The sequence below is a fragment of the Alteraurantiacibacter aestuarii genome (genome assembly GCF_009827405.1).
GTDB classification, from domain to species: Bacteria; Pseudomonadota; Alphaproteobacteria; order Sphingomonadales; family Sphingomonadaceae; genus Alteraurantiacibacter; species Alteraurantiacibacter aestuarii.
Genome location: NZ_WTYY01000005.1, coordinates 133267 through 156187, shown reverse-complemented (window position 1 = coordinate 156187; position 22921 = coordinate 133267). Strand labels below are relative to the sequence as shown.

Below are 22921 nucleotides of genomic sequence, written 5' to 3'. Positions count from 1 at the left end.
CGCTTGGGGCAAAGCCCAGCCTTGGGCGTGACATTGGCGGCCAGCCGCGCCATTGCAAGCACAGATATGAGTTGCAAGCCCCAGAGGACATAAATGGCACGCACCTATTTTGGTACTGACGGTATTCGCGGCCGCGCCAACGCCGGCACGCTTACGGCAGCCACGGCAATGAAAGTGGGCCAGGCGGCTGGCAAGCACTTCCTGCGCGGCGATCACAAACACCGCGTGGTGATCGGCAAGGACACCCGCCTTTCCGGTTATATGATGGAAACCGCGCTGGTGGCCGGTTTCACCAGCGTGGGCATGGATGTGATCATGACCGGGCCGCTGCCGACCCCCGCCGTGGCCCTGCTGACGCGGGAAATGCGCGCGGACATCGGGGTGATGATTTCCGCCAGCCACAACCGCTTTGCCGATAACGGCATCAAGCTGTTCGGCCCCGACGGGTTCAAACTGTCGGACGAGGACGAAGAAGCGATCGAGGCCGAAATGGGCCGCGAGCAGGAACTGGCGCAGGCAGAAAAGATCGGCCGTGCCCGGCGGATCGATGATGCGCGCGGGCGCTATATCCACGCGGTCAAGCAATCGCTGCCGGTGGATGTGCGGCTGGACGGGCTGAAGATCGTGATCGATTGCGCGCATGGGGCGGCTTACAACGTCACCCCCACCGCGATCTGGGAACTGGGCGCGAATGTGGTGGCGATGGGCGTCCACCCCAACGGCCTCAACATCAATGACGGCGTCGGCTCCACCGATCTTGGCGCGATAAAGGCGCGGGTGGTCTCCGAAAAAGCCAATATCGGCATTGCGCTGGATGGCGATGCCGACCGGCTGATCGTGATCGACGAAAAGGGTCAGGAAGTGGACGGGGACCAGATCATGGCCCTGATCGGCTCCACCATGGCAGAACAGGGCCTGCTGAAGGGCTGCGGCGTGGTGGCCACAGTCATGTCCAACCTCGGCCTCGAGCGCTTTCTGGCAGCCCGTGGGATCGATCTGGTGCGTGCCAAGGTGGGCGACCGCTACGTGCTCGAGAAAATGAAGGCCGGCGGCTATAACGTCGGCGGCGAGCAATCGGGGCACATGATCCTGCTGGACCACGCCACCACCGGCGATGGCACGATTGCCGCGCTGCAGGTGCTGGCCGCGCTGGTGCGCAGCGGCAAGCCGGCATCAGAACTGCTGCACCTGTTCGATCCGGTGCCGCAGCTGCTCAAGAACGTCCGCTATGAAAACGGCGATCCGCTGGCAGCGCCAGACGTGCAGGCAGTGATACGTGAGGCAGAGGCGCATCTGGCCGGAACGGGCCGCCTCGTCATTCGCAAGTCGGGCACCGAACCGCTGATCCGCGTCATGGCCGAAGGCGACGATGCGGACGAGGTGGAACGCGTGGTGGATGCCATCTGCGACGCGGTGGAGAAGGCTGCTTGAGCAAGCGCCCCAGCTCATCCCCGCCGCGCATTCTGGTCATCGCCGGATCGGACAGCTCCGGCGGGGCGGGGATTCAGGCCGATATCAAGACCATCACCATGCTGGGCGGCTATGCCATGACCGCCATCACCGCCGTGACCGCGCAGAACAGCAAGGGCGTGACCGCGGTAGAAGTGCTCAGCCCCGATTTCGTCGCCGCGCAGATGGATGCCTGCATGAGCGATATCGGCGTGGATGCGGTGAAGATCGGCATGCTGGGCAGCGCCGATATCGCCGAAGTGGTGGCAGACCGACTGGAGGACCTGCCCGTCCCCATCATCTTCGATCCGGTGATGGTCGCCACCAGCGGATCAGTGCTGGCGGATGAGGCGACGATTGGCGTGTTCGAATGGCTGATGGACCTGGCCACGCTGACCACGCCCAACATCCCCGAACTGGCAGCCCTGACCGGCATGGATCTGTCAGGCGAGAACGCCATCGCCGCAGCTGCGCAGGAACTGGTCAGGCGGCATGGCCGCTCTGTCCTGGCCAAGGGTGGCCACGGCGCGGGAGAGCGGATCGTTGACCGGCTGATCCATCCCGATGGCTCCTTTGTCAGCTTTGAAGATGCGCGGATCGACACCCGCCACACGCATGGCACCGGCTGCACATTGTCCAGCGCCATCGCCACGCTGGCCGGGCACGGGCAAGGGCTGGACCATGCCGTGCGCCTGGCCCGGCAATATGTTCGCCAGGCAATCGAGGCCGCGCCCGGCTTTGGCGCCGGCCACGGCCCGATGGGACATCAGGGCGTGGGCAGGCCGCGCACTTAATCGCAGCCGCTGATCGGATCGCTCAGCTTGTAGAAGTTGCAGATCGATTTCCACGCTTCGTCCGCCGTTTCGCACCAGCTGATCAGATCGAGGTCCGATTTGCTGATCGTGCCTTCTTCCGCCAGTCCTTCGAAATCGACAATGCGGTTCCAGAATTTCCGACCGAACAGCAGGATCGGGATCGGCTTCATCTTGCCGGTCTGGATCAGCGTGAGAAGCTCGAACAATTCATCGCATGTGCCAAACCCGCCGGGGAACACCGCCACTGCGCGGGCACGGATCAGGAAGTGCATTTTCCTGAGCGCGAAATAATGGAAATTGAGCGATAGGTAAGGCGTGACATAGGCATTGGGAGCCTGCTCATGCGGCAGCACGATATTCAGGCCGATGCTTTCCGCCCCGGCATCGCTGGCGCCCTTGTTGGCCGCTTCCATGATCGATGGCCCGCCACCCGAACACACCACGAACTGGCGCAGGCCCTCCTCCACAATCGCCTTTTCACTGACCATCTTGGCCAGCTTGTAAGCCTCGTCGTAATATTTGGCCTTGGCGATCAGGTTTTCGGTCACCGTGCGCTGGTTGTCGGACAGATAGCCGACGCCAGACTGCATCTTCTCCGCCGCTTCTGGCGAAGGGATACGGGCCGAGCCATACATCACCAGGGTGGAACCGACCCGCGCTTCTTCCAGCACCATTTCCGGCTTGAGCAATTCAAGCTGGAACCGGACCGGGCGCAGTTCCTCGCGCAGCAGGAAATCGGTATCGCGAAAAGCCAGCCGGTAGGCCGGGTGGCGGGTCTGCGGTGTATCCGTCGGATCACTGTCCGCAAAGTTGGCCTCAACCTCTGCAGGATAGAATTTGCGACCTACCAGATGCTGCGGATCTTCCGCGCTGTCCTTGCTCTTGTCCAAGTCTGTTCTCCCGAATTTGACTGCCGCCCTAAGGCCTTGGCGCGGGCGATGCAAAGGGCCGGGAGGAAACTTGAACAGATCAGCTTGCGACCAGCTGCCTGATCCGGCCGCACGCCGGGACCTGCACGCCGCCGGCAAGATAATTTTCCAGCGCATCGACATCCAGCCCGCCATCGCCAACCACTGTGCCCTGGGCAAGGCCGGTGAAGCCATCCCCGCCGCTGGCAATGAAATTATTGGCGCTGACCAGATAATGCGCCTGCGGATCGATCGGCTCCCCGTCCAGCATCATGCCGACAATGCGCGCGCCTTCAGGACGGGAGCGGTCGAAGCCATAGGTGAAATTGGCCGAGGGGATGAGGTAGGAATAGCAATAGCCATCGCCGCATAATTGCTGTTCCAGCACCTCGCCGATCTGGGCGCCGGTCAGTTCCAGCACCACCAGCCTGTTGCCGAAGGGCTGCATGGCGAAAATCTCACCATAGGTCATCACCCCGTCGGCGGCTGCGGCAAGATCGGAACGTACGCCGCCCGAATTGATGAAGGCCAGAGCCACATCTGCATCCACCAGCCGCCGTGCCGCGGCCAGCTGGGCATCTGCCACCAGCGCCTGCGCGGGCTGTTCGATGCAGGCGTCTCCGGTCTCGTCAGGCAGAGTAATCTCGCCCACCACCCGGTCCGCTATCGGACGCGCAGCAGCGGCATAACGCTGCACAAGGGTGTCTATGTCGGCCTGAACAGATGGTTCCGGCCTGATCGGGACATTGACTGCCGTGAGCCCCGCCACATGGCCGCTAGCCGGATCGATGGTGAGGCGGATATCGGTCACGAACGTGCCATAGCGACCGGCACTGGTGAGCATGCGCCTTCCGCCATCAGCAGACGAAACCGCGCAGGCATAAGCATTATGCGTGTGGCCGGAGACGACCAGCGCAATCGCCGGATCGAGCTGCTCCATGATCGGCACGATGGCGCCGGAAAGGTCCGGGCAGCCGCTGACATTGTTGAACGGCTCCGTCCGTCCGCCCTCATGGATCAGCAGCACCACGCTGTCCGCGCCTTGCGCGATCAGATCTTGTGCCAGAGCGTTGGCGGTCTGTGCTTCGTCCAGAAAACGATAGCCCGCTGTGGCAGCGGGTGAGACCAGCGATCCGGTGTCCTTCAGCGTCAGGCCGACAAAGCCCAGTTCCAGCGGGCCGAAGCTGCGCAGGGCCGTTCCGGTAAACACCGCGCGGTCCTGCCCGTCCACCGCATTGCCGGCCAGATAGGTGAAACCGGCTCCGGGAAAATCATCCAGCGCGCAAGGCTGGCGCGAGGTGAATTGCGCGCAGCCGCCATCCTGCATGCGGCGCAGTTCCTCCACGCCGCGATCAAATTCATGGTTGCCGACAGAGGCCAGTTCCAGCCCCATCGCGCTCAGCGCCATGATCGAAGGTTCGTCGAGGAAATTGGCGGAGAGGAACGGGCTGGCGCCGATCAGGTCCCCCGCCGCAACGGTGATGGTATGCGCCTGTCCGCTGCGCAGGCGCGCCAGTGCCGCGCCCATGTTGGCAGCCCCGCCCAGCTCCTCACGCCGGGTCTCTTCCCCGTCGCGGTATGAGGTAGGTCCGGCGGGCGCCTCCAGGTATCCGTGAAAATCATTGAGCGCCAGAATCTGGATCTCGACAGGCGGCGCGGCCAGCGGGGCAGCGGCATCGGGCACGCTGACACAGGCCGCCAGCGCGAGTGAAAACGGCAGGGTTGCCAGGATCCGCACATTCATTCGCGTCTTCTCCACAATCTCAAGGGCAGAAAAAAGGCGGCGGCGCCTGTTACAGCGCCGCCGCCCGATTTCATCGCCCGTTCGCCGATCAGAACTCGTAGCGAGCGCCGATCTGGATACGCCAGGCCGAAGCAGACACGTTGATCTGCTGCGTATCGTCCGGGTTGAAGCCCGAGATGATATAGCGGCCCGCGCTGTCGACACCGCCATCGACGATATCGACCAGCTGGCCGTCACCGAAGATGCCGCGTGCACGCTGGGTGTTCCAGCTGCTGTCGATCATGTTCAGCACATTGTCGAAATCGGCGAAGATCTGGATGCGGTCTTCCATTCCGAACAGGCTGCCCGGTCCCGGGATTTCCTGGCTGATGCGCATGTCCAGATCATACACCCAATCCTCGGTGCAGGTGTTGCGAACGATCGTTTCACCCGAGAAGCCGCTGGCACAGCTGAGGCCGGCAACATAATCGAGCAGCGACTGCACAGCTGCCGGATCCGAAGACGGCGACAGATTGGCATCGTTCAGCCCGCTGGGGATGTACAGCAGGGCGTTGTCATTACCCGAAGAGGAGTCTCCGAATACGCCGCCACCATCGAAGGTGAGCGAGTACGGACGGCCAGACTGGGCACTGAAGAACAGCGCCAGCTGGGTGTCATATTCGCTGAAGAACTCCTCGGTGAAATTCATCGCCACGGTGAAGCGGTGACGCGTTTCGTAGTTGGAGGTGCCGTTGCGCGGATTCTGCCGGTCGAAGGCCGCCGATTCGTCATAGGACGATGTGGCGGTCGAGCTGTTGGCGTTGCGGAAGTTGTTCGAGTCCGTGAAGGCATAGCCGAAGCTGACCTGCGTGCTGCCGGCGTCGGTAAACACACCGCCATCGAAGGTCTTTGCCAGCACTGCGGAAACCACGTGGCTGTCATAGTTGCGGCCATTGGTCAGCTGGATTTCGTCATCGCGGCGGGTATTGAAACACGCTGCGGTGACATTGGCCCATACCGGCGGAGTGCCGCCCGAACCCTGCAACAGGGCATCGCAGCCTGCCGCCGTGGGGTCGATAGCCGCATAGATCGGGCGGCCATCAACGGTGTAACCGTTCAGGCCCTTGCGGATATCGATGGTCTGCGAAAGGTCGACGAAGTTGATCGTATTGGTGAAGTGGCTGTAGATGTAATCGACGTTGAAGCTCCAGTTGTCGAAGAAGCCAACGCCTTCACCCAGCATGGTCGAAAAGCCGAGGTTGGCACGCCAAACCACCGGAATATCGAAGTTCGGATCGGTGGACTGCGTGTCCGCCAGGCCAGCTGCCGACTGCGCCGAGGCTGCTGTTACAGCACACTGCGGGAAGCCGGTGAACTGGCCGTTCTGAACCACGTCGAACTGGCCATTGCTATCCAGCAGGCCTGCGCACTGGCTGGAGAATGTATCGCCGGTGCCGGTGGAGAAGCCGTTGTTGGAAAAGGCGTTGGAGAAGTACACCACCGGATCGCCGCCGGAATAGGCGCCGATGCCTGCCTTGAGCGAGCTGTTCGAGAAGAAGCCGTCATTGTCGAATTCATATGTCGCGGCCAGGCGCGGCATGATGATCGGCTTGATATCGCCGAAGGATACCGAATTGCTGAAGCCGTAGCGATTCTGGAAGGTGGGGTTGGCGCGCGGTGCATCGCCCGCATACCACTGGAAACGCACACCGCCGGTGATGCTCAGCTGATCAGTGGCCTGCCACTGGTCCTGCGCATACAGGGCATAGATCTGGCGGCTGAAACGGGCTGCGGCATCGTTGATGTCACCGCTGTCCGTGGCCGCGATCGTACCGCCGCCATTGGAACCGTCGGCCAGGTCATCAGCATCGCCGAACACGTTGGAACCGCCGGTGGATGCGGCCACCAGGCCCTGTTCGAAATCATCGAGATTTCTGAAGTACAGCGTGCCGGTCGCATTGATGGCGAACAGGTTGTAAACTTCCAGATCGGAAACCTCTGCGCCGAACTTGAACTGGTGATCGCCGTCATCGATGTTGATGATAAACTTGGCCTGATCGACCTTGGTATCCAGCTGGTTGGCCGAACGGAAGATGCCGGGGCCGGTGGACAGGATGCCGTTTTCATCGGGACCGACCACGCCAACCGACAGGCGAACCGTGGGATTGTCCGACTGGGCTTCACCAAAGCCGACAGGGCCCTGTACGTCACCCACTTCAGAGCGCGAGATGTGCAGTTCGGTGGAAACCGTGTCGCTCCAGTCGGAGAACAGGCGGGCGGCGTAATAGTCGGAAATCGTGCCTTCGTCCTCGAAGGAGTTGAGGCCGGTCAGCTCGTTGGTGCCCGTGTCGCTTTCGACATTGGTTTCCTCCAGCCGCTGATAGGTCAGCTCCAGACGGTGATCATCGTTGATGATCGCATCGAGGCGGCCGAAATAGCGGACAGACGATTCAGGCAGAGAGCGCGGATAGCCGCCGACATCCTGGCCATAAACGTCATTGGCGATCTGGGCGAAGCGGTTGAACTGATCGATGGTGACGTAGTCAGCATCATTGGGGAAACCGCCACCGGCGGGGCCGATGTCGTTGCTGTCACCCAGGTCGGTTTCTTCATAGCCGAACAGGAAGAACAGGCGATCCTGGACAATCGGGCCGGAGAGCGTGGCACCCCAGCGCTTTTCCTGGAATTCGGCGGGAACGAAGGACTGGCCGTCCACCGTGCTGCCGCGCATGCCGGAATCGCGATAGGTGATGAAGGCGCTGCCGTGGAAATCATTCTGGCCGGACTTGGTCACCACATTGATCAGACAGCCGGTGAAATCGGAATATTCCACGTCGAACGGAGCGAATTCGACCGACGTTTCACGGATCACGTCATAGGGGAGCGGCAGAGCGTTGCGCGCCGCGAAAGGCGTGCCGTTGAGGCCGAAGCTGTCTGCCTGGACAACGCCGTCCACGGTGAAGGTGTTGGTGCGGTCATTGCCGCCGAGGCAGGAAATGCGCTCGACATCGTTTTCGCGGTCGAGGCTGACGCGCGGATCGATGCGGATGATGTCGCGGATATCGCGGCTGATCGAGGGAAAGCCTTCGAGGATGTCAGATCCGAACGAAAGGCTCGGCCCGACAGCAAGCTGCGTCACGCGGACACGCTGCGCGTCAACGACGATTACGTCAGTTGCCGAAGATACCGGCGTCAGCGCGAAAGTGTAGGACGTCGAACCCTGCAGGTTGATCATCTGGTTCTGCAGGCTCTGGCCTTCGAAGCCATTGGCCGTTGCGGTGATCGTGTAAGGTCCGCCGGGAGTCAGGCTGCCGACGGAGAAGCGTCCTGCGTTGCCGGTGGTGACGGTGCGCTGCTGGCCGGTACGTTCATCAACGATGGTGACCGTGGCACCGGCGATGGGTGAACCGTCGGCGGATTCAATTTCGCCTTCCATGCCCGAAGTGATTTGCTGGGCAGCGACCTGCGGGGCCATCACCATGGATGTGGCCAGGCTCGCCATGCTGGCGGCCAGATAATACCTAATTTTCATTTGAAAGCGCTCCGTCGTTGATTGGTTTAATCCAATGACGGTTCACGCCGCTAAGCAGGTCTCGTGACTCTTACAAGTCGCAGATATGACACCGATGTCATGACCCGGTCCGATTGCGAACGAAAAGTTGCAATGGAAACGACATATGCAATCTTTTCAATGACTACAGTCTGTTGCCGCAATGCAACACGACCCAACTTTTGCCTTTCTGTTGATAAGTCAGGCCAGCTTAATCTCTCTCAACCGCTCTTGCAGATAATCTTCGGCGGTTATCGGCGCAGGCGGATTCGGGTGTGCGTCATCGATGAACTGCGCCATCGGCTCGATCAGGTAATCGGGTCGGAAATGCAGGAAGAACGGCATGGAATAGCGCGGGCGCTGCCCTGCCCCGCCCGACGGATTGACCACGCGGTGGGTGGTGGAGCGCAGATGTCCGTTGGTCAGCCGCTGCAACATGTCGCCGATGTTGACCACCATCGCCCCTTCGGGCGGGGCGATTGCCAGCCACTCACCCGATCTGGTCTTCAGCTCCAGCCCGGATTCCTCTGCCCCCAGCAGCAGGGTGATGGTGTTGATATCCTCATGCGCGGCGGCCCGGATCGCGCCCTGCGCATCCGCAGGCACGGGCGGGTAATGCAGCAGGCGCATCACCGAATTGCCCTTGTCCACGGTGGGCGCGAAGAAATCCCTGTCCTCGCCCAGATACACGGCAATGGCCTGCAATATGCGCGCGCCGCTGGCTTCAAAATCGGCATAGAGGACTTCCAGAGCCTGCCGAAAGCCGGCCACTTCATCGGGCCACACATTGGGCGGCATGAAAGCCTCCAGCGGATCGCCCGGCTCCAGCGTGCGCCCGACGTGCCAGAATTCCTTGAGATCGCGAACGTGGGCATCCTTGGCCTGTTCAACGCCAAACGGCGTGTAGCCGCGCGCACCCGCCTTGCCCTGCAGGTGATAGGCGCGCTTCACTTCCTCTGGCAGGGCGAAGAACTTGCGGGTCACTTCCCATGCGCGGGCGATATGATCGTCGGAAATTCCGTGATCGCGCACGATGGCGAAGCCGAATTCCTCGAAAGATGCACCAAGGCGCTGGGCCAGATCGGCCAGTGGCTCTTCCAGCGATACCGAGGCAATGTCCGTCATCTTATGTCTCTCAATAGGGCAGGAACAGGCCGGCAAGCGCCGCGCTCATCAGATTGGCGAGCGAGCCTGCCGCCAGTGCGCGCAGGCCCAGCCGGGCGATTACCGGGCGCTGGTTGGGGGCCAGCCCGCCGGTCACCGCCATCTGTATGGCGATGGAGCTGAGATTGGCAAAGCCGCACAGGCTGAAAATGGTGATCGCGCGGCTGCGTTCGCTCAGCGCGGAAAGGTCGAGAGCCTGCAGGTCGATGAAGGCCACGAATTCGTTGAGCACGATCTTGGTGCCGAACAGTCCGCCGGCGATCTGCGCTTCTTCCCAAGGGATTCCCAGCAGCAGCATGACCGGGGCCAGCAGGTGACCCAGCAGCCCCTGGAAGGTCAGGTCCGGCATGCCGATCAGCCCGCCAAGGCCGCCCAGCACGCCATTGGCCAGTGCCACCAGCGCCACAAAGGCCAGCACCATCGCGCCCACAGATACCGCCAGCTTCAGGCCGGTCTGCGCGCCCTGTGCCGCAGCCTCGATGATATTGGCGGGGCTGTTTTCATCGTCGAAACCTTCGGCCACTTCCACTTCATGCGGCTTGCTGCCCGCCTCCGTAATGGCGGCGGGGCCTTCTGAACTGATGCGCGTATGCGGCAGGGTGATCTTGCCCTGCACAGCGGGAGAGCCGTCATCGTCATCGGGCATGATGATCTTGGCCATCAATATGCCGCCGGGTGCAGACATGAAGGCCGCAGCCAGCAGCGATGGCAGGTATTCATTGCCCAGCAGCCCGGCATAGGCCGCAAGGATGGTTCCGGCCACGCCCGCCATGCCCACGCTCATCAGCGTGAACAGCGCGGAAGGGGACAGCGCCGCAAGATAGGGCCGCACCACCAGCGGGCTTTCGGACTGGCCAACGAAGATATTGGCCGCAGCACCCAGCGATTCCACCCGGCTGATCCCCGTGACCCAACCAATCGCCCCGCCAACCCAGCGCACGATCCGCTGCATGATGCCCAGATAATACAGGATCGATATCAGCGAGGCGAAGAAGATGATCACCGGCAACGCGCCCAGCGCGAATGTATCCGACAGCGGATTGTCCGCCGATGCGCCCAGCAGGAACTGCGTCCCCTCGTCGGCATAGGACAGCAGCGCGCCCACCCCGTCAGCCAGGAACTGGATCACCGCCCGGCCCCATGCCGTGCGCAGGACCAGCAGCGCAAAACCGGCCTGCAGGGCAAACGCCGCCAGGACGATACGCAGCCGTATCCGCCTGCGCGCGGTCGACAGAAGTACGGCGGCAGCGAGGATCACCGCGATTCCAGCGATGCTGATCAGATGAGGTGGCAAGATTGCTCCAATGTGGCGAGCCGAAACACGGTTCATCGCGTCTGCACCGGGCACGGTCAATAGTTTCCACACCGCCTGCCCCCGGGCACTTCCCTTTGTCCGATCTTGGAAATAGGAGTGGGTCGATGACGACACCGCCATCACCATCCGCCCCTGCGAGTGTGCAGATCCCCCTCCCGCTGTTCCTCTATGCGCTGCTGTATGGCGGGATGACCTGTATTGCAGGCGTGCTTGGGGCAAAGCAGGTGGGGATCGGACCGCTGGCGGTGGAGGCGGGGATATTCCCCTTCCTGCTGCTGGTCGCCCTGTCCAGCACGGTGGCCCAGCTTTATGGCCGCGCCACTGCCAACCTGCTGGTCCGGTTCGGCTTTCTGCCGCTTGTCACCGCCATCATCCTGACGTGGATCGTCCTGCAACTGCCGACCGATCCGGGCATGTACGAACCGGCCAAGGAAGCCTTCCCGATCATCCTGGGGCAGAGCTGGCGCCTGATGGTGGCCGGAATACTGGCTTACGGCGTGTCCATGTCGCTCAACGTGTGGATATTCTCGAAGCTGGGCAGCAAGGAAGGGCCGTTCGTCGCCCTGCGCGGCGCGGTCGCCTCCATGCTCAGCCAGATCGTGGATACGCTGATCTTCATCACCGTGGCCTTCTACGGCGTGCGCCCGATTGCAGAGCTGATGCTGGGCCAGTCGATCGCCAAGGTGGTGCTGTCGATCATCTTCGTGCCGCCAATGATCAAACTGCTGGTGATGCTGGCGCACCGCATCCAGGCCGGCGCGGCCCAACCCGGCGAATAATTTCGCGAGCGGGCAGGATGGTGGTGAAAAGCTGGATGCCCCGTGAGGATTCGAACCTCAATTGACGGAGTCAGAGTCCGTAGTCTTACCATTAGACGACAGGGCAACAGGCGGGCGCCTCTATCCCGCGCGCTTCGGGGAATCAAGCCCTCAATAATTCTTAGGCGGCTTTGGGCCAGATGCGGGTGCGGCAGATGATCGAAAGGCAGCCCTGCACTTCCAGCGCTCCGCCCGCCGCCGGCCTGACCACGGCGCGGTAGGTGCCACCATCCTCAGGGTTGTAAACCTGCCCGCGCCAGGCACCGTCGCGCCAGCTCAGCCGCTGCAGCAAGGTGACGCCCAGTATCGGGCGGCTGCGCAATGCGGGATTGTCATTATGCGCGTCATTCATCGGCTCACCCGGCTTGCGGCGAATAATCCGCGTGATCGTGCCGCAGCGGGCATTGCCGCAGGGCGCAACGGTGATCTCCACAAACCCGTCCGAATCGCGATAGGTCCCGTCGATCGAAGTCACGGCAGAAGCGCCCGGCGCAGTGGCAGCCAGGGCAAGAGCGGAAAATACGGCAAGTTGGCGTTTCATGACGCACTTAACGCACGAAATGGCCTTTCAGGTCCAGATCAGGCCGAACAGCTTGCCCCGCCCAGCACGCAAAAACGCGCGCAATGCGGATGGTTGAGCGGCACATCGCGCGCCGCCTGCGCCAGTGTCTCGCCCAGATCGAAGCGCGAATCATAGGGGAGCAGGGTGCAGGCCACCACGCGGGCGTGATCCTCCCCCTTGCGGTGCACGACCATGCGGCTGTTTGAACACATGATCTGCGATGGCGACTTGCCCAGAATGCCCCAGCACGCCTCGGTAATTTCGGGCACGTCGGCAGCGGCGTCCATTTCGGGGAACATCACCAGACGCGCCGGATCGCCGGCATCGATGGCAACGGCCTCCCGCGCGAAAAGGGCGGCATAGGCAGCGCGCGCCGCATCCATGCCTTCGCCAGCCAGCATGCGCCCGGCAGCGGCGATGGAAAAGCCGTTGGCCGAAAGCCATTGCAGCCCTTCGATCATCGGTTGCCAGCTGCCTGCACCGCGCTCCCCCTCATGCACGGCCTTGCTGTGGTGATCGATGGACACGCGCAGCGTCAGCGCGCCGCCGAACCGCTCCCGCAGCGCCAGCAGGGCCGCCTTGTGGCGCTGCATCGGCTTCATCGCGTTGGTCAGCACCAGCGCCTCGAAACCGCGCTCCAGCGCGTCCTCCAGCATCGTCAGGAACTGCGGGTTCATGAACGGCTCGCCGCCGGTAAAGGCGATTTCGCGCGTGGGCAGGCCGGTGGCGGCAATCTCATCGTAGAATCGCGCCGCCTCCTGCGCGCCCAGATACACCAGCGCATCATTGGTGGGGGAGCTTTCGATATAGCAGCTGGCGCAGGCCAGATTGCACAGGGTCCCGGTGTTGAGCCACAGCGTATTGAGCTTTTCCAGCGCCACATGCGCGCGCGCGCTGCCGTCTGCGGTGACCAGCGGATCGGTGAATTTTCCAGGCGCGAGCGGGCGCTTCTCCGCCAGAGCGAAGGGGGACGGCCCGGCGGGCGCATTGCGGCTTTTGATCCGTGTCGCCATCAGCGCATTTTACGCAATGCAGACACGAAGCGGGCATATTTCTTCGGCCATGCACCGAACACGGTCGGCTCCCACGCCTTGAACACTGCGGCCTTGGTGATCTCGCTGCGGGTGGGATAGGAAATGACCGCACCGCCCAGCGCAAACGTGCTGGCCTTGCCGGTAATCACCTGCGTCAGCGGCAGCAGCAATTCCCCCGCATTATGGCCCACGATGCTGGCACCGAGCACTTTCTTGCCCTTGAGCACCAGCTTCAGGTGGCCCGCCACCTCGCCTTCGGAAACAGCGCGGTCGTTGTGATCGAAGTTCTCGCGCACCACGCTCACGGCGTCCCCGTGCTGCTCGCGCGCCTGCTCCTCGGTCATGCCGATCTGCGCCACTTCGGGATCGGTGTAGGTGCACCATGGCAGCGCCCGCCAATCGACCTTGGTCGGCAGGCCGGAGGCGATTTCCAGCGCCACGTTGGAGCCTTCATAGCCGGACACATGCGTCAGGCGCGGCCCTTCGCGGCAATCGCCAATGGCATAGATGGATTTCACCGATGTGCGGCGGCGGGCGTCCACCTTGATGCCGTTGCGGCCCAGTTCCACGCCCAGATCCTCCAGCCCGAAGCCGGAAACACGCGCCTTGCGCCCCACCGCAATCAGCAGATGGCTGCCCGTAACAGCTTCGCCCTTGTCGGTGTGCACGGTGATCGCGCCCGCTTCGCCTGCGACCCTGGCCGCCTTGCCATCGACAAAGCGCACGCCTTCGCGGGTCATCCGGTCCACCACCACGGCCACGCTGTCGGCATCGTCGCGGCCCATCACCCGGCCCGGATTGATGATCGTCACTTCGCTGCCAAGGCGGCGGAAGCTCTGCCCCATTTCCATGCCGATCACCCCGCCGCCCATGATCACCAGATGGGCAGGCTGCTGCGTCAGTTCGAACAGGTTTTCATTGGTGAGGAAGGGGACGCTGTCGATCCCCTCTATCGGCGGCACGAACGGCTGGGAGCCGGTGGCGATGACGATGCGCGGTGCTGTCAGCGTGCGGCCTGCCACTTCCACCGAATGTCCGCCCGTCACCTTTGCGTGGGCGCGAATGACCTCGCAGCCCATTTCCTCGAAACGTTCCTGCGAATCATGCGGGGCGATGGTGGCGATGGCATCGTGGATGTGCTTGTGGACGCCCGCCCATTCCACCTGTGGCGCAGCCAGCTGCACGCCCAGCCGCTTTTCCTCGCGCGCCTCGGCCGCTCGGCGGGCAGAGGCGATGATCGCCTTTGACGGCACGCAGCCATTGTTCAGGCATTCGCCGCCCATCGCACCTTTTTCGATCAGTGCGACCTTGAGGCCGAACAGCGCGCAGCCCCCGGCAGCGGTCAGGCCGGCGGCACCTGCGCCGATAACGATTGCATCATGCGTATATTTCATATGATCCCCGGACGAACCGCCAGAGTAACCAAATACGGCTGCCAAGCGATAGGAATTCTGTCTATTGCCCGAACATTCGCCGCAAAAGGAAATCAGGTTTCATGAATCTGGAAAATTCACGCGACTATTATGGCAAGGTGCTGGAAAGCAGTGCCGATCTGCGCACCGATGCCTGCTGCACGGCGGAAGCGCCCGCCCCCGATATTCTGGCCGCGCTGGCCAATGTCCACCCGGAGGTGAAGGCGCGCTATTATGGCTGCGGGCTGGTGGTGCCGCAAGCGATTGAGGGTGCCCATGTGCTCGATCTGGGATCGGGGTCGGGGCAGGACGCCTATCTGCTGGCACAGATGGTGGGCACGAATGGCTCGGTCACCGGGGTCGACGCCACGCGCGAACAGCTCGACGTCGCCGAAGCGCACCGCGCATGGCATGCTGAGCGGTTCGGCTTTGACAATGTGCGCTTCGTGGAAGGCGATATCGAAAAGCTGGACGAACTGGGGCTGGAGCCTGCCAGCTTCGACGTCATCGTCTCCAATTGCGTGATCAACCTTGTGGCGGACAAGCTGGCGGTTTTCCGCGCCGCGCACCGCCTGCTGAAACCCGGCGGGGAGCTGTACTTCTCAGACGTTTATGCTGACAGGCGCGTGCCCGCGCACCTGCTGGATGATCCGGTGCTGCACGGCGAGTGCCTGTCTGGCGCGCTGTACTGGGGCGATTTCGACATGCTGGCCAAGCAGGCCGGCTTTGCCGATCCGCGCCTCGTCACCGATCGTCCGCTGGGCATCAATGACGCGGAAGTTTCCGCCAAGCTGGAAGGGATAAGCTTCGTGTCCGCCACATACCGCCTGTTCAAGCTGGCCGGGCTGGAGCCGCAATGCGAGGACTACGGCCAGGCCGTGCGCTACAGGGGTACGGTCCGGGGGCAGGAGAAGATGTTCCACCTCGATGCCCATCACGCGATCGAGAAGGGGCGCGTCTTTCCCGTGTGCGGCAACAGCTGGCTGATGCTGGCGGAAACGCGCTTCGCCCCGCATTTTGACTTCATCGGCGATTTCAGCACGCATTACGGCGTGTTTCCCGGCTGCGGCACGGCGGTGCCATTTGGCCAGAGTGACGCCAATCCGCAGAAGAGCGACCCGAAAAACCAGTCGGCCCCCTGTTGCTGAAGATACTCGTCACCGGGGCCGCCGGACTGATCGGCGGAGAGGTCTGCGCGCGGGCCCGTACGCGCGGCCACGCGGTGACGGCGCTGGTCCGCCGCAACAGGCATGTGCGCGGCAATGACGGCGCACTGGTGCCGGGCGTACACGTCGTGGCAGGCGATATCACCGCGCCGATGCTGGGCCTCGATCCCGCGCGGCATGACATCGATCTGGTGATCCACTGCGCCGCATCGCTGGAATTCGATGCGCCGGAGGAGGAATTGCAGCGCACCAACGTGGAAGGCACGCGCCAGGCGGCAGACTTCGCGCACGCCTGCGATGCGGCCCTGCTGCATGTCAGCACCGCCTATGTCTGCGGCCTGCGCGACGGGGTTATAGAGGAAGGCCCGGTGCCGCCGGGAACAGCGTTCGCCAATGGATATGAGGCCAGCAAGGCGCGCGGCGAACAGGTCGTGCGCGATAGCGGCGTGCCCTTCGCCATCGCCCGCCCCTCGATCACGCTGGGTGACAGCGCATCCGGCGCGATCCGGGACTTTCCATCGCTGTGCAATGTCTTCCGGCTGATGGCGCGCGGCAAGATCGCAAGCTTTCCCGCCAGCGCCTCATCCACGCTCAACCTGGTGCCGATTGACCATGTGGCCGAGGGTATATTGCGCATTGCAGAGCGGATGGAGCAGGCGCGCGGTGGCACTTTTCATCTGGTGGGGGACCGGCCAACGCCCTCTGCCGAACTGGCGCATGGCGTGGCGCGGATCGCCCATTTCCCCGATCCGCAGATTGTCGATCCGGCCAGTTTCGATATCACCCGCCTGCCCCCGGCGCAGCGGCGCGTACTGGGCCGGATGCTGGAGACTTTCGGCAGCTATTTCCGGCGCGGCCCGGTGTTCGATGACAGCAGGTTCCGCGAACTGACCGGGCTGGCATGCGCGCCGACCGACCGCGCATGGATGGACCGGCTGATCCAGCATGCGATTGCGGCGGGATATCTTCCGTCAGCGCCCCCGGTCGTGGCCAGCATAAATCAGGCCAGCGCACATCGGGCTAACGCACATCCGGATAGTGCCGCTCCAGCCGCTCACGCGCACCGATAGCCCACAGAAAGCCGATCTTGAGGTAGATCCAGTTGGCCTTCAGCGCGCCCCATTCGGCGATCCGCCGGTCCGATGTCTCGATGGCGCGCGGCACCAGCCTGACCTTGCCCAGCTGCGTCATGGCGATGCACAGATCGGCTTCCTCCATCACCTTGGCCGCCGGATCGCAGCCGCCCACGGTGAGGAAATCGGCACGGCGGAAAAACATCGCGTGATCGCCGAACAACAGCCGCGCGCCTTTCAGGAACAGGCGCGGGCGAAACAGCAGAGGCGCATACCAGGTCTTGAGCCAGTTATGCGCGGTGGTGCCCCAGCGGGTCTTGTCCGGCCCGCGAATGATTGGGGTGAAACTGGCCAGCGCCACCCTGGGATCGGCCAGCGTGCGCGCGATTACCGCGATGGCATCGGTTGGCGGCCAGGTATCGGCGTGGAGGATCACCACCGCCTCACCACTTGCTGCCGCCACCCCGTTGTTGATCTGCACACCACGTCCGCGCGGTGAATGCACCACGCGCCAGCCGAAACTCTGCACCAGTTGCACGCTGGCGTCCTCACTGCCGCCATCGACGCACAGCACCTCGTGCGGCGCCGGGTCGAGCGCGGCCAGCACCTGCGCCAGCCGGGGAAGCGCCTTCTCCTCATTGAGCATGGGGATGACTATGCTGGTCCGCATCACGGCAACAGATTGGGATAATGTGCAAGGTCCGCCGGGCGATCGCAATCGGCCAGCATATCCAGCAGCGTGAAGGCGATATTCTGCGCTTTGAGCCGCGCCAGCGTGTGGTCGAGCACGCTGGCTGTCCCCCACTCCATGTCCGTGAACAGGAATGGCAGGCGCTGGCGAAAGCCGAGCAGGTAATATCCGCCATCCTGCGCCGGACCGACAACCGCATCGCTGCGATCGAGCGCGCTGGCCGCCTGCTGCAAATGGCGCGGTGTCAGGCCCGGAATATCGGCGCCCAGCAATATGGCGGGCGCCGCAACGCGCGTCAGCCGATCGCCCAGATCGCCCTCGCCCTGTTCCACCAGCGCCACGTCATCACCCAGCCATGCGGCAAAGTCCTCTCTGGGAGCACCGGAGAAATAGACGGCGAATGGCAGGCCGCTGTGCCTGATGGTGGCGATGGTGCGCTCCACCAGCAGGCGATGGACCTGCGCCGCGCCTTCAGGGCCCAGCGCCGGGATCAGCCGCGTCTTGGCGGCCCCGGCGGCGGGATATTTGGCGAAAAGCGCGATTGTCGGGGGCTGCATCACGGCCATCTGCGCCTCCTAGCGAGTAGACGCGGCTTTGGCGAACCTCCATGATCGCACGCACCATGTCATCGCGATTCCTCCAACTTGCAGGTCTGGCCGCCACCGTTGCGGTGGTGGGCACGATCGCACTGGCAGAGCGCGCCCGGCCGCTGCGCCGCCAGACACGCAAGGCAATGCCGCGCATTGCCCGCAACATCGCCATGGGCGCAGCCTGCCAGGCGGTGATCATGGTGAGCGAGGCCCCGGCCACGCAGGCCATCGCGCGCAGGAATGCAGAGCGCGGGCGCGGTGTGCAAGCCGCGCTGGGCGGCGGTTTTATCGGCAAGGCAGCGGCCTTTCTGGTCATGGATTACGGCTTCTACCTGTGGCACGTGGCGACGCACAAAGTACCGTTCCTGTGGCGCTTTCACCGCGTGCACCACATCGATCCGGACATGGACGCCTCCACCGCCGTGCGCTTTCATTTCGCGGACATGCTGGTGTCGCTGCCATGGCGGCTGGTTCAGGTGAGGGTGAGCGGGGTCGATCCCGTGCAGCTGAAGCGCTGGCAGGGCTTCTTCCTGCTCTCGGTGTTGTTCCACCATTCGAACACTCGCCTGCCAAAAGGCTGGGACAAGGCGTTGTCCCGCGTCGTCACCACGCCGCGCATGCACGGCATTCATCACAGCCAGGACCTGTCCGAAATGGACAGCAACTGGAGCAGCGGCATATCCGTGTGGGACCATCTGCACGGCACGTTTCGCGATGATGTGGCGCAGGCCGATATCGTGATCGGGGTGGATGATCCGCTGGCCGATCGCGATACGAACCTGCTGCCCGCCCTGCTCGCCCCGGCGCGTGTTGCGGGCCACCGCGGCGAAGGCTGAGACCGCCCTAACTCGCCTTAGCTTGCCCGCATGCCCCCCATAGGCTAACTTCACCTCAGGTTCCGCTCATGTGGCGGGTGATTGAATAGTGAGTTTATCGAATATGGCGGACATGTCTCCGCCGGACGGCCGCAACAAGGTGGCTGGTGATCGAAGGGGCAGGCGATCTGATCGCTCCCAAGTGAAACCGGCGAAAGCGCGCTCGAAGACCGGCAAGAGTAATGGCAGCAACGGGGCCAAAAATGGCGCCAATAAGAGCTCTGGCAACACAGGCCGCACCGCGCCCGCTCGCCCCGCCAATGATCAGACCATTGCCCGTGACACGCAATCCACCGTTTCGCGCGATGGCAACGCATGGCGCCGCCCGCCGCATCACAATTACCGCCAGGCCTATGCCGCAATTGATCTTGGCACCAACAATTGCCGCCTGCTGATTGCCAAGCCTTCAGATGAGAACTTCGTGGTGATCGATGCCTTCAGTCGCGTGGTGCGGCTGGGTGAAGGATTGGCGCAGACCGGCCTGCTTTCGCAAGAGGCGATGGACCGGGCCGTGGGCGCGCTCAAGATCTGTTCGGACAAGCTCAAGAAGCGCAATGTCCATCTGGCCAGATCGGTCGCCACGGAAGCGTGTCGGCGGGCCGAGAATGGCGAGGATTTCATCGAACGCGTGCGCCGCGAGACCGGCATTCACCTCGATATCATCAGCGCGCAGGAAGAAGCGCGGCTGGCCGTTCTGGGCTGCCACATCCTGCTGGAAGACGGCATCGGCCCGGCCGTGATTTTCGATATCGGCGGCGGATCGACCGAGCTGGTGCTGATCGAATCGGGCGCGCCAATCCCGCATATCATCGACTGGGAGAGCGTGCCGTGGGGCGTGGTCTCACTGTCCGAAACCGTCGGCCCGGAAGAGGGCGACGAAGCAGCGCGCCTGGCCCGCTATGCGGAAATGAAGCGGCTGGTGAGCGAGAGCTTTGCCCGGTTTTCCCGGCGCATCGATGCCCATCGTTCGCCTGATCTGCGGCTGCTGGGAACCAGCGGCACCGTGACCACTCTGGCCAGTCTGCATCTGGATCTGCCGCAATATGATCGCAAGGCGGTGGACGGGCTGATCGTGCCCGCCAATGCCATGCGCTCCATCTCCAGCGAGCTGTCAGCCATGTCGCCCGATGATCGCCGCCAGCTCAACTGCATCGGCAATGAACGCGCCGATCTGGTTGTGGCAGGCTGCGCGATCCTGGAGGCAATACTGGATATCTGGCCCGCGCCGCGCCTTGGCGTGGCCGACAGGGGCATTCGCGAAGGGATATTGCGTTCGATGATGACCGCCGATGCCGAAGGGGCCGAGGCTCAGGCTGCGCTGCGCCGTATCAAGCAGGAAGGGATGTAATAATGGCCCGGTCCGGCAAAGATGGCGACCGGCGGCTCAAGACCGCCAAGAAACGCACCGCAAGCTCACAGCGCTGGCTGGAGCGGCAGCTGAACGATCCATACGTCAAGCAAGCCAAGGCCGACGGCTATCGCAGCCGCGCGGCTTACAAGCTGCTGGGCATGGATGAGAAATTCGACCTGCTCAAAGGCGTCAGGCGCGTGGTCGATCTGGGCATTGCCCCGGGCGGCTGGGCCCAGGTCGTGCGCCGCAAGGCGCCGGGGGCGAGCATTGTCGGGATCGATCTGCTGGAAACGGACGAGATCGAAGGCGTGACCATCCTGCAAATGGATTTCATGGACGACAAGGCGCCTGCCGCGCTGGAAGCGGGGCTGGACGGTGCGCCCGATCTGGTGCTGTCAGACATGGCCGCCAATACGGTTGGCCACAAGCAGACCGACCACTTGCGCACGATGGGTCTGGTGGAGGCGGCTGTCCATTTCGCCACGGAAACGCTGGAGAAGGACGGCGCGTTCGTTGCCAAGGTGCTGGCGGGCGGGACCGACAAGGACCTGCTCGACCTGCTGAAAAAGCACTTCCGCACGGTCAAGCACACCAAGCCGCCTGCCAGCCGCAAGGGCTCATCCGAATGGTATGTGGTCGCTCAGGGATTCAAGGGTCGCGCCGGACAGGAGCCGGACTGAATAGAGGCCGGACCGAAATGGGGGCGCGCTGATCAGCGACCCCCTCCGATTCGGTCAGCGATCAGGCTGCGGCGTCTGCCGCTGCCGCAGCTTCTTCACCGGCAGCAGCTTCACCTTCAACAGCCGCGCCATCTACCGCTTCGCCTTCAACCGCAGCTTCATCGGCTGCGGGTTCGGCCACTTCGGGCACCGGCAGGGCCGGACCGCCGCCATTGGCGAGCAGGTATGCGATGACATTGGCGCGTTCTTCCGGCTTGGAAAGTCCGGCAAAGCTCATCTTGGTGCCATTGGCAAAGGCGCGCGGGCTGGCGAGCCAGTGATCCATATTCTCGTATGACCAGTCACCGCCATGATCGGCCAGGGCGCTGGAATAATCGAAACCGGCTGCATGCTGGCCGACCGGCTTGCCCAGGACGCCCCACAGGTTCGGGCCGATGCCATCGGCACCGCCCTGCGCAATCGTGTGGCAGGCGCTGCATTTGGCAAAGGTGCTTTCACCCGCCGCAACATCGGCACTGGCCAGCAAAGTCGCCAGCGAGGGACCGGCATCGGCGCCGCCGGCGGCTTCCACGCCTTCGATCACATAGCCCAGTTGCTCCGGCCGTTCTTCCTCGGGCATGGCAAGGCCAGTCACGAAGCGAAGGATAAGGGCAACGACGCCAGCAAAGAGAAGCCAGCCGAAAATGGTATTGAGACGGTCAGTCATCGGGTTTCATCTGCCACGTTTAGCTCATTTGGGCTGCGCTCTAGTGGTGCAGCGCCGCAGGCGCAAGTGTCGATAGTGGCTTGTTCGCCCCGATATGTGTCTTTAACCGCTCTGCGCCATGGACTCTTTCCCCGCCCCAGCCCTCGCCCTGGTCGAAAAAATGCATGCTGCCGCGGCAGCTGATCCGCAGCGCGCAATCGCTTTCCAAGGCGCGCCGGGAGCAAATTCTCACCGTGCGGCAATGGAATACGCGCCCGATTGCCTGCCGCTGCCCTGTTTCAGCTTTGCCGATGCGCTGGACGCGGTGAAGGAAGGCCGCGCAGGCTGCGCGATGATTCCCATCGAAAATTCGCAAGCGGGCCGCGTGGCCGATATTCACTTCTTGTTGCCGGAAAGCGGACTTTCGATAGTCGGCGAATATTTCATGCCCATCCACCATGCGCTGATGGCGGTGGGCAAGGGGCCGTTCGAAGCCGCCTTCAGCCATCCCCACGCCCTGAACCAGTCGCGCAAGTATCTGGCGGACCGGGGCATGGTGCCGCTCAGTTATATCGATACGGCAGGTGCGGCGGCCCATGTGAAGGAACTGGGCGACCCGCGCATGGCTGCGATCGCCCCTGCCATCGCCGCAGACCTATATGGTCTGGATATCGTCGATGAACGGGTTGAGGACACAGAGGACAACACCACGCGCTTTGTGGTGCTGGCATCACAGCCGCTGGACCCTGCCACGCTGGCGGGCGAGCCGGCGATAACCACCTTCATCTTCGAGGTGAACAACGTGCCTGCGGCGCTGTACAAGGCGCTGGGCTGCTTCGCCACCAATGGCGTGAACATGACCAAGCTGGAAAGCTACCAGAACGGCGCCAGCTTTGCCGCCACCATGTTCTTCACCGATATCGTGGGCGCACCGGGTGATCCGGCGATCGATCGCGCGCTGGAGGAACTGGCGTTCCACACCAAGGAGTTGCGCATGCTGGGCACTTACCGGCAGGCCCGCGTGCGCGGCTGATCAGGTTCTGATCAGGTTCGGATCATT

At 63.2% G+C, this 22921-nt stretch carries 20 protein-coding genes and 1 tRNA gene; 9 read left to right on the top strand and 12 right to left on the bottom strand.

Features of this window, described 5'->3' with window-relative positions; genetic code table 11:
- Nucleotides 1-93: 93 nt before the first annotated feature.
- On the top strand, nucleotides 94-1431 hold the full coding sequence (gene glmM, locus GRI32_RS10590; protein ID WP_160592041.1) for a phosphoglucosamine mutase: 1338 nt from the start codon (nucleotides 94-96) through the stop codon (nucleotides 1429-1431).
- Nucleotides 1428-2243, top strand: a complete 816-nt coding sequence (gene thiD / locus GRI32_RS10585) for a bifunctional hydroxymethylpyrimidine kinase/phosphomethylpyrimidine kinase (RefSeq protein ID WP_160592039.1) — start codon at nucleotides 1428-1430, stop codon at nucleotides 2241-2243. Before glmM ends, thiD begins: the two co-directional genes overlap by 4 nt.
- Here the strand turns inward: thiD and GRI32_RS10580 are convergent.
- The 5 genes from GRI32_RS10580 to GRI32_RS10560 form a co-directional block, all read right to left on the bottom strand.
- Entirely contained in the window at nucleotides 2240-3154 is a 915-nt protein-coding gene (locus tag GRI32_RS10580; protein ID WP_237437521.1) for an LOG family protein, read from the bottom strand. The genes thiD and GRI32_RS10580 overlap by 4 nt on opposite strands.
- Before the next feature lie 79 nt (nucleotides 3155-3233).
- A complete protein-coding gene (locus GRI32_RS10575) occupies nucleotides 3234-4916 on the bottom strand; it encodes a bifunctional metallophosphatase/5'-nucleotidase (RefSeq protein ID WP_160592035.1) in 1683 nt (560 codons plus the stop codon).
- 88 nt (nucleotides 4917-5004) lie between these two features.
- Entirely contained in the window at nucleotides 5005-8427 is a 3423-nt protein-coding gene (locus tag GRI32_RS10570; RefSeq protein WP_160592033.1) for a TonB-dependent receptor, read from the bottom strand.
- Nucleotides 8428-8646: 219 nt separating this feature from the next.
- Nucleotides 8647-9570, bottom strand: coding sequence for an isopenicillin N synthase family dioxygenase (locus tag GRI32_RS10565; RefSeq protein ID WP_160592031.1), 924 nt, complete (start codon nucleotides 9568-9570; stop codon nucleotides 8647-8649).
- A gap of 10 nt (nucleotides 9571-9580) precedes the next feature.
- Nucleotides 9581-10939: a NupC/NupG family nucleoside CNT transporter gene (locus GRI32_RS10560; RefSeq protein ID WP_160592092.1), complete on the bottom strand. Its 1359-nt coding sequence runs from the start codon at nucleotides 10937-10939 to the stop codon at nucleotides 9581-9583.
- Nucleotides 10940-11028: 89 nt separating this feature from the next.
- Between GRI32_RS10560 and GRI32_RS10555 the strand changes: the two genes are divergently transcribed.
- On the top strand, nucleotides 11029-11703 hold the full coding sequence (locus GRI32_RS10555) for a queuosine precursor transporter (RefSeq protein WP_160592029.1): 675 nt from the start codon (nucleotides 11029-11031) through the stop codon (nucleotides 11701-11703).
- A 32-nt stretch (nucleotides 11704-11735) separates the two neighbouring features.
- Here the strand turns inward: GRI32_RS10555 and GRI32_RS10550 are convergent.
- The 4 genes from GRI32_RS10550 to GRI32_RS10535 all read right to left on the bottom strand — a co-directional run bounded on the left by GRI32_RS10550 (nucleotide 11736) and on the right by GRI32_RS10535 (nucleotide 14732).
- Nucleotides 11736-11809 (bottom strand) — tRNA-Gln (locus GRI32_RS10550).
- Nucleotides 11810-11863: 54 nt separating this feature from the next.
- Nucleotides 11864-12283, bottom strand: coding sequence for a DUF2147 domain-containing protein (locus GRI32_RS10545; RefSeq protein ID WP_160592027.1), 420 nt, complete (start codon nucleotides 12281-12283; stop codon nucleotides 11864-11866).
- Between the two features lie 38 nt (nucleotides 12284-12321).
- Complete coding sequence (locus GRI32_RS10540) at nucleotides 12322-13317, bottom strand: radical SAM protein (RefSeq protein WP_160592025.1); 996 nt, start codon at nucleotides 13315-13317, stop codon at nucleotides 12322-12324.
- On the bottom strand, nucleotides 13317-14732 hold the full coding sequence (locus GRI32_RS10535) for a dihydrolipoyl dehydrogenase family protein (RefSeq protein WP_160592023.1): 1416 nt from the start codon (nucleotides 14730-14732) through the stop codon (nucleotides 13317-13319). Before GRI32_RS10535 ends, GRI32_RS10540 begins: the two co-directional genes overlap by 1 nt.
- Nucleotides 14733-14833: 101 nt before the next feature.
- On the opposite strand from GRI32_RS10535, the gene GRI32_RS10530 reads away from it, so the two are divergent.
- Together GRI32_RS10530 and GRI32_RS10525 are read left to right on the top strand one after the other, a co-directional pair.
- Nucleotides 14834-15898 (top strand): methyltransferase domain-containing protein, encoded by a 1065-nt coding sequence (locus tag GRI32_RS10530; protein WP_160592021.1) that lies wholly within the window; start codon nucleotides 14834-14836, stop codon nucleotides 15896-15898.
- Entirely contained in the window at nucleotides 15892-16986 is a 1095-nt protein-coding gene (locus GRI32_RS10525) for an SDR family oxidoreductase (RefSeq protein ID WP_160592019.1), read from the top strand. The genes GRI32_RS10530 and GRI32_RS10525 overlap by 7 nt, the downstream gene beginning before the upstream one ends.
- Here the strand turns inward: GRI32_RS10525 and GRI32_RS10520 are convergent.
- Together GRI32_RS10520 and GRI32_RS10515 are read right to left on the bottom strand one after the other, a co-directional pair.
- On the bottom strand, nucleotides 16937-17659 hold the full coding sequence (locus GRI32_RS10520; protein WP_160592017.1) for a glycosyltransferase: 723 nt from the start codon (nucleotides 17657-17659) through the stop codon (nucleotides 16937-16939). The genes GRI32_RS10525 and GRI32_RS10520 overlap by 50 nt on opposite strands.
- Entirely contained in the window at nucleotides 17659-18246 is a 588-nt protein-coding gene (locus tag GRI32_RS10515; protein ID WP_237437520.1) for a TIGR04282 family arsenosugar biosynthesis glycosyltransferase, read from the bottom strand. The genes GRI32_RS10520 and GRI32_RS10515 overlap by 1 nt, the downstream gene beginning before the upstream one ends.
- A gap of 41 nt (nucleotides 18247-18287) precedes the next feature.
- Between GRI32_RS10515 and GRI32_RS10510 the strand changes: the two genes are divergently transcribed.
- The 3 genes from GRI32_RS10510 (at nucleotide 18288) to GRI32_RS10500 (ending at nucleotide 21176) form a co-directional block, all read left to right on the top strand.
- Nucleotides 18288-19106, top strand: coding sequence for a sterol desaturase family protein (locus tag GRI32_RS10510; protein ID WP_237437519.1), 819 nt, complete (start codon nucleotides 18288-18290; stop codon nucleotides 19104-19106).
- A gap of 103 nt (nucleotides 19107-19209) precedes the next feature.
- Nucleotides 19210-20493 carry a Ppx/GppA phosphatase family protein gene (locus GRI32_RS10505; protein ID WP_160592086.1) on the top strand — a complete coding sequence of 428 codons (1284 nt, stop codon included), beginning with the start codon at nucleotides 19210-19212 and terminating at the stop codon, nucleotides 20491-20493.
- Between the two features lie 2 nt (nucleotides 20494-20495).
- Nucleotides 20496-21176 carry an RlmE family RNA methyltransferase gene (locus GRI32_RS10500; RefSeq protein ID WP_160592015.1) on the top strand — a complete coding sequence of 227 codons (681 nt, stop codon included), beginning with the start codon at nucleotides 20496-20498 and terminating at the stop codon, nucleotides 21174-21176.
- Between the two features lie 61 nt (nucleotides 21177-21237).
- Here GRI32_RS10500 and GRI32_RS10495 read toward each other — a convergent pair whose 3' ends face one another.
- A complete protein-coding gene (locus tag GRI32_RS10495; RefSeq protein WP_160592013.1) occupies nucleotides 21238-21882 on the bottom strand; it encodes a c-type cytochrome in 645 nt (214 codons plus the stop codon).
- 118 nt (nucleotides 21883-22000) lie between these two features.
- Between GRI32_RS10495 and GRI32_RS10490 the strand changes: the two genes are divergently transcribed.
- Nucleotides 22001-22894 carry a prephenate dehydratase gene (locus GRI32_RS10490; protein ID WP_160592011.1) on the top strand — a complete coding sequence of 298 codons (894 nt, stop codon included), beginning with the start codon at nucleotides 22001-22003 and terminating at the stop codon, nucleotides 22892-22894.
- The last annotated feature ends 27 nt before the right edge of the window (nucleotides 22895-22921 follow it).

What these genes read in the sequence shown, in the direction of transcription:
- GRI32_RS10510 (WP_237437519.1), top strand. Translation starts at nt 18,288, where the DNA reads ATGATCGCACGCACCATGTCATCGCGATTCCTCCAACTTGCAGGTCTG.
- GRI32_RS10515 (WP_237437520.1), bottom strand. Translation starts at nt 18,246, where the DNA reads ATGGCCGTGATGCAGCCCCCGACAATCGCGCTTTTCGCCAAATATCCC.
- GRI32_RS10540 (WP_160592025.1), bottom strand. Translation starts at nt 13,317, where the DNA reads ATGGCGACACGGATCAAAAGCCGCAATGCGCCCGCCGGGCCGTCCCCC.
- GRI32_RS10530 (WP_160592021.1), top strand. Translation starts at nt 14,834, where the DNA reads ATGAATCTGGAAAATTCACGCGACTATTATGGCAAGGTGCTGGAAAGC.
- GRI32_RS10565 (WP_160592031.1), bottom strand. Translation starts at nt 9,570, where the DNA reads ATGACGGACATTGCCTCGGTATCGCTGGAAGAGCCACTGGCCGATCTG.
- GRI32_RS10555 (WP_160592029.1), top strand. Translation starts at nt 11,029, where the DNA reads ATGACGACACCGCCATCACCATCCGCCCCTGCGAGTGTGCAGATCCCC.
- GRI32_RS10535 (WP_160592023.1), bottom strand. Translation starts at nt 14,732, where the DNA reads ATGAAATATACGCATGATGCAATCGTTATCGGCGCAGGTGCCGCCGGC.
- GRI32_RS10505 (WP_160592086.1), top strand. Translation starts at nt 19,210, where the DNA reads ATGGCGGACATGTCTCCGCCGGACGGCCGCAACAAGGTGGCTGGTGAT.
- GRI32_RS10560 (WP_160592092.1), bottom strand. Translation starts at nt 10,939, where the DNA reads ATGAACCGTGTTTCGGCTCGCCACATTGGAGCAATCTTGCCACCTCAT.
- GRI32_RS10495 (WP_160592013.1), bottom strand. Translation starts at nt 21,882, where the DNA reads ATGACTGACCGTCTCAATACCATTTTCGGCTGGCTTCTCTTTGCTGGC.
- GRI32_RS10520 (WP_160592017.1), bottom strand. Translation starts at nt 17,659, where the DNA reads ATGCGGACCAGCATAGTCATCCCCATGCTCAATGAGGAGAAGGCGCTT.
- GRI32_RS10570 (WP_160592033.1), bottom strand. Translation starts at nt 8,427, where the DNA reads ATGAAAATTAGGTATTATCTGGCCGCCAGCATGGCGAGCCTGGCCACA.
- GRI32_RS10545 (WP_160592027.1), bottom strand. Translation starts at nt 12,283, where the DNA reads ATGAAACGCCAACTTGCCGTATTTTCCGCTCTTGCCCTGGCTGCCACT.
- glmM (WP_160592041.1), top strand. Translation starts at nt 94, where the DNA reads ATGGCACGCACCTATTTTGGTACTGACGGTATTCGCGGCCGCGCCAAC.
- GRI32_RS10500 (WP_160592015.1), top strand. Translation starts at nt 20,496, where the DNA reads ATGGCCCGGTCCGGCAAAGATGGCGACCGGCGGCTCAAGACCGCCAAG.
- GRI32_RS10575 (WP_160592035.1), bottom strand. Translation starts at nt 4,916, where the DNA reads ATGAATGTGCGGATCCTGGCAACCCTGCCGTTTTCACTCGCGCTGGCG.
- GRI32_RS10490 (WP_160592011.1), top strand. Translation starts at nt 22,001, where the DNA reads ATGGACTCTTTCCCCGCCCCAGCCCTCGCCCTGGTCGAAAAAATGCAT.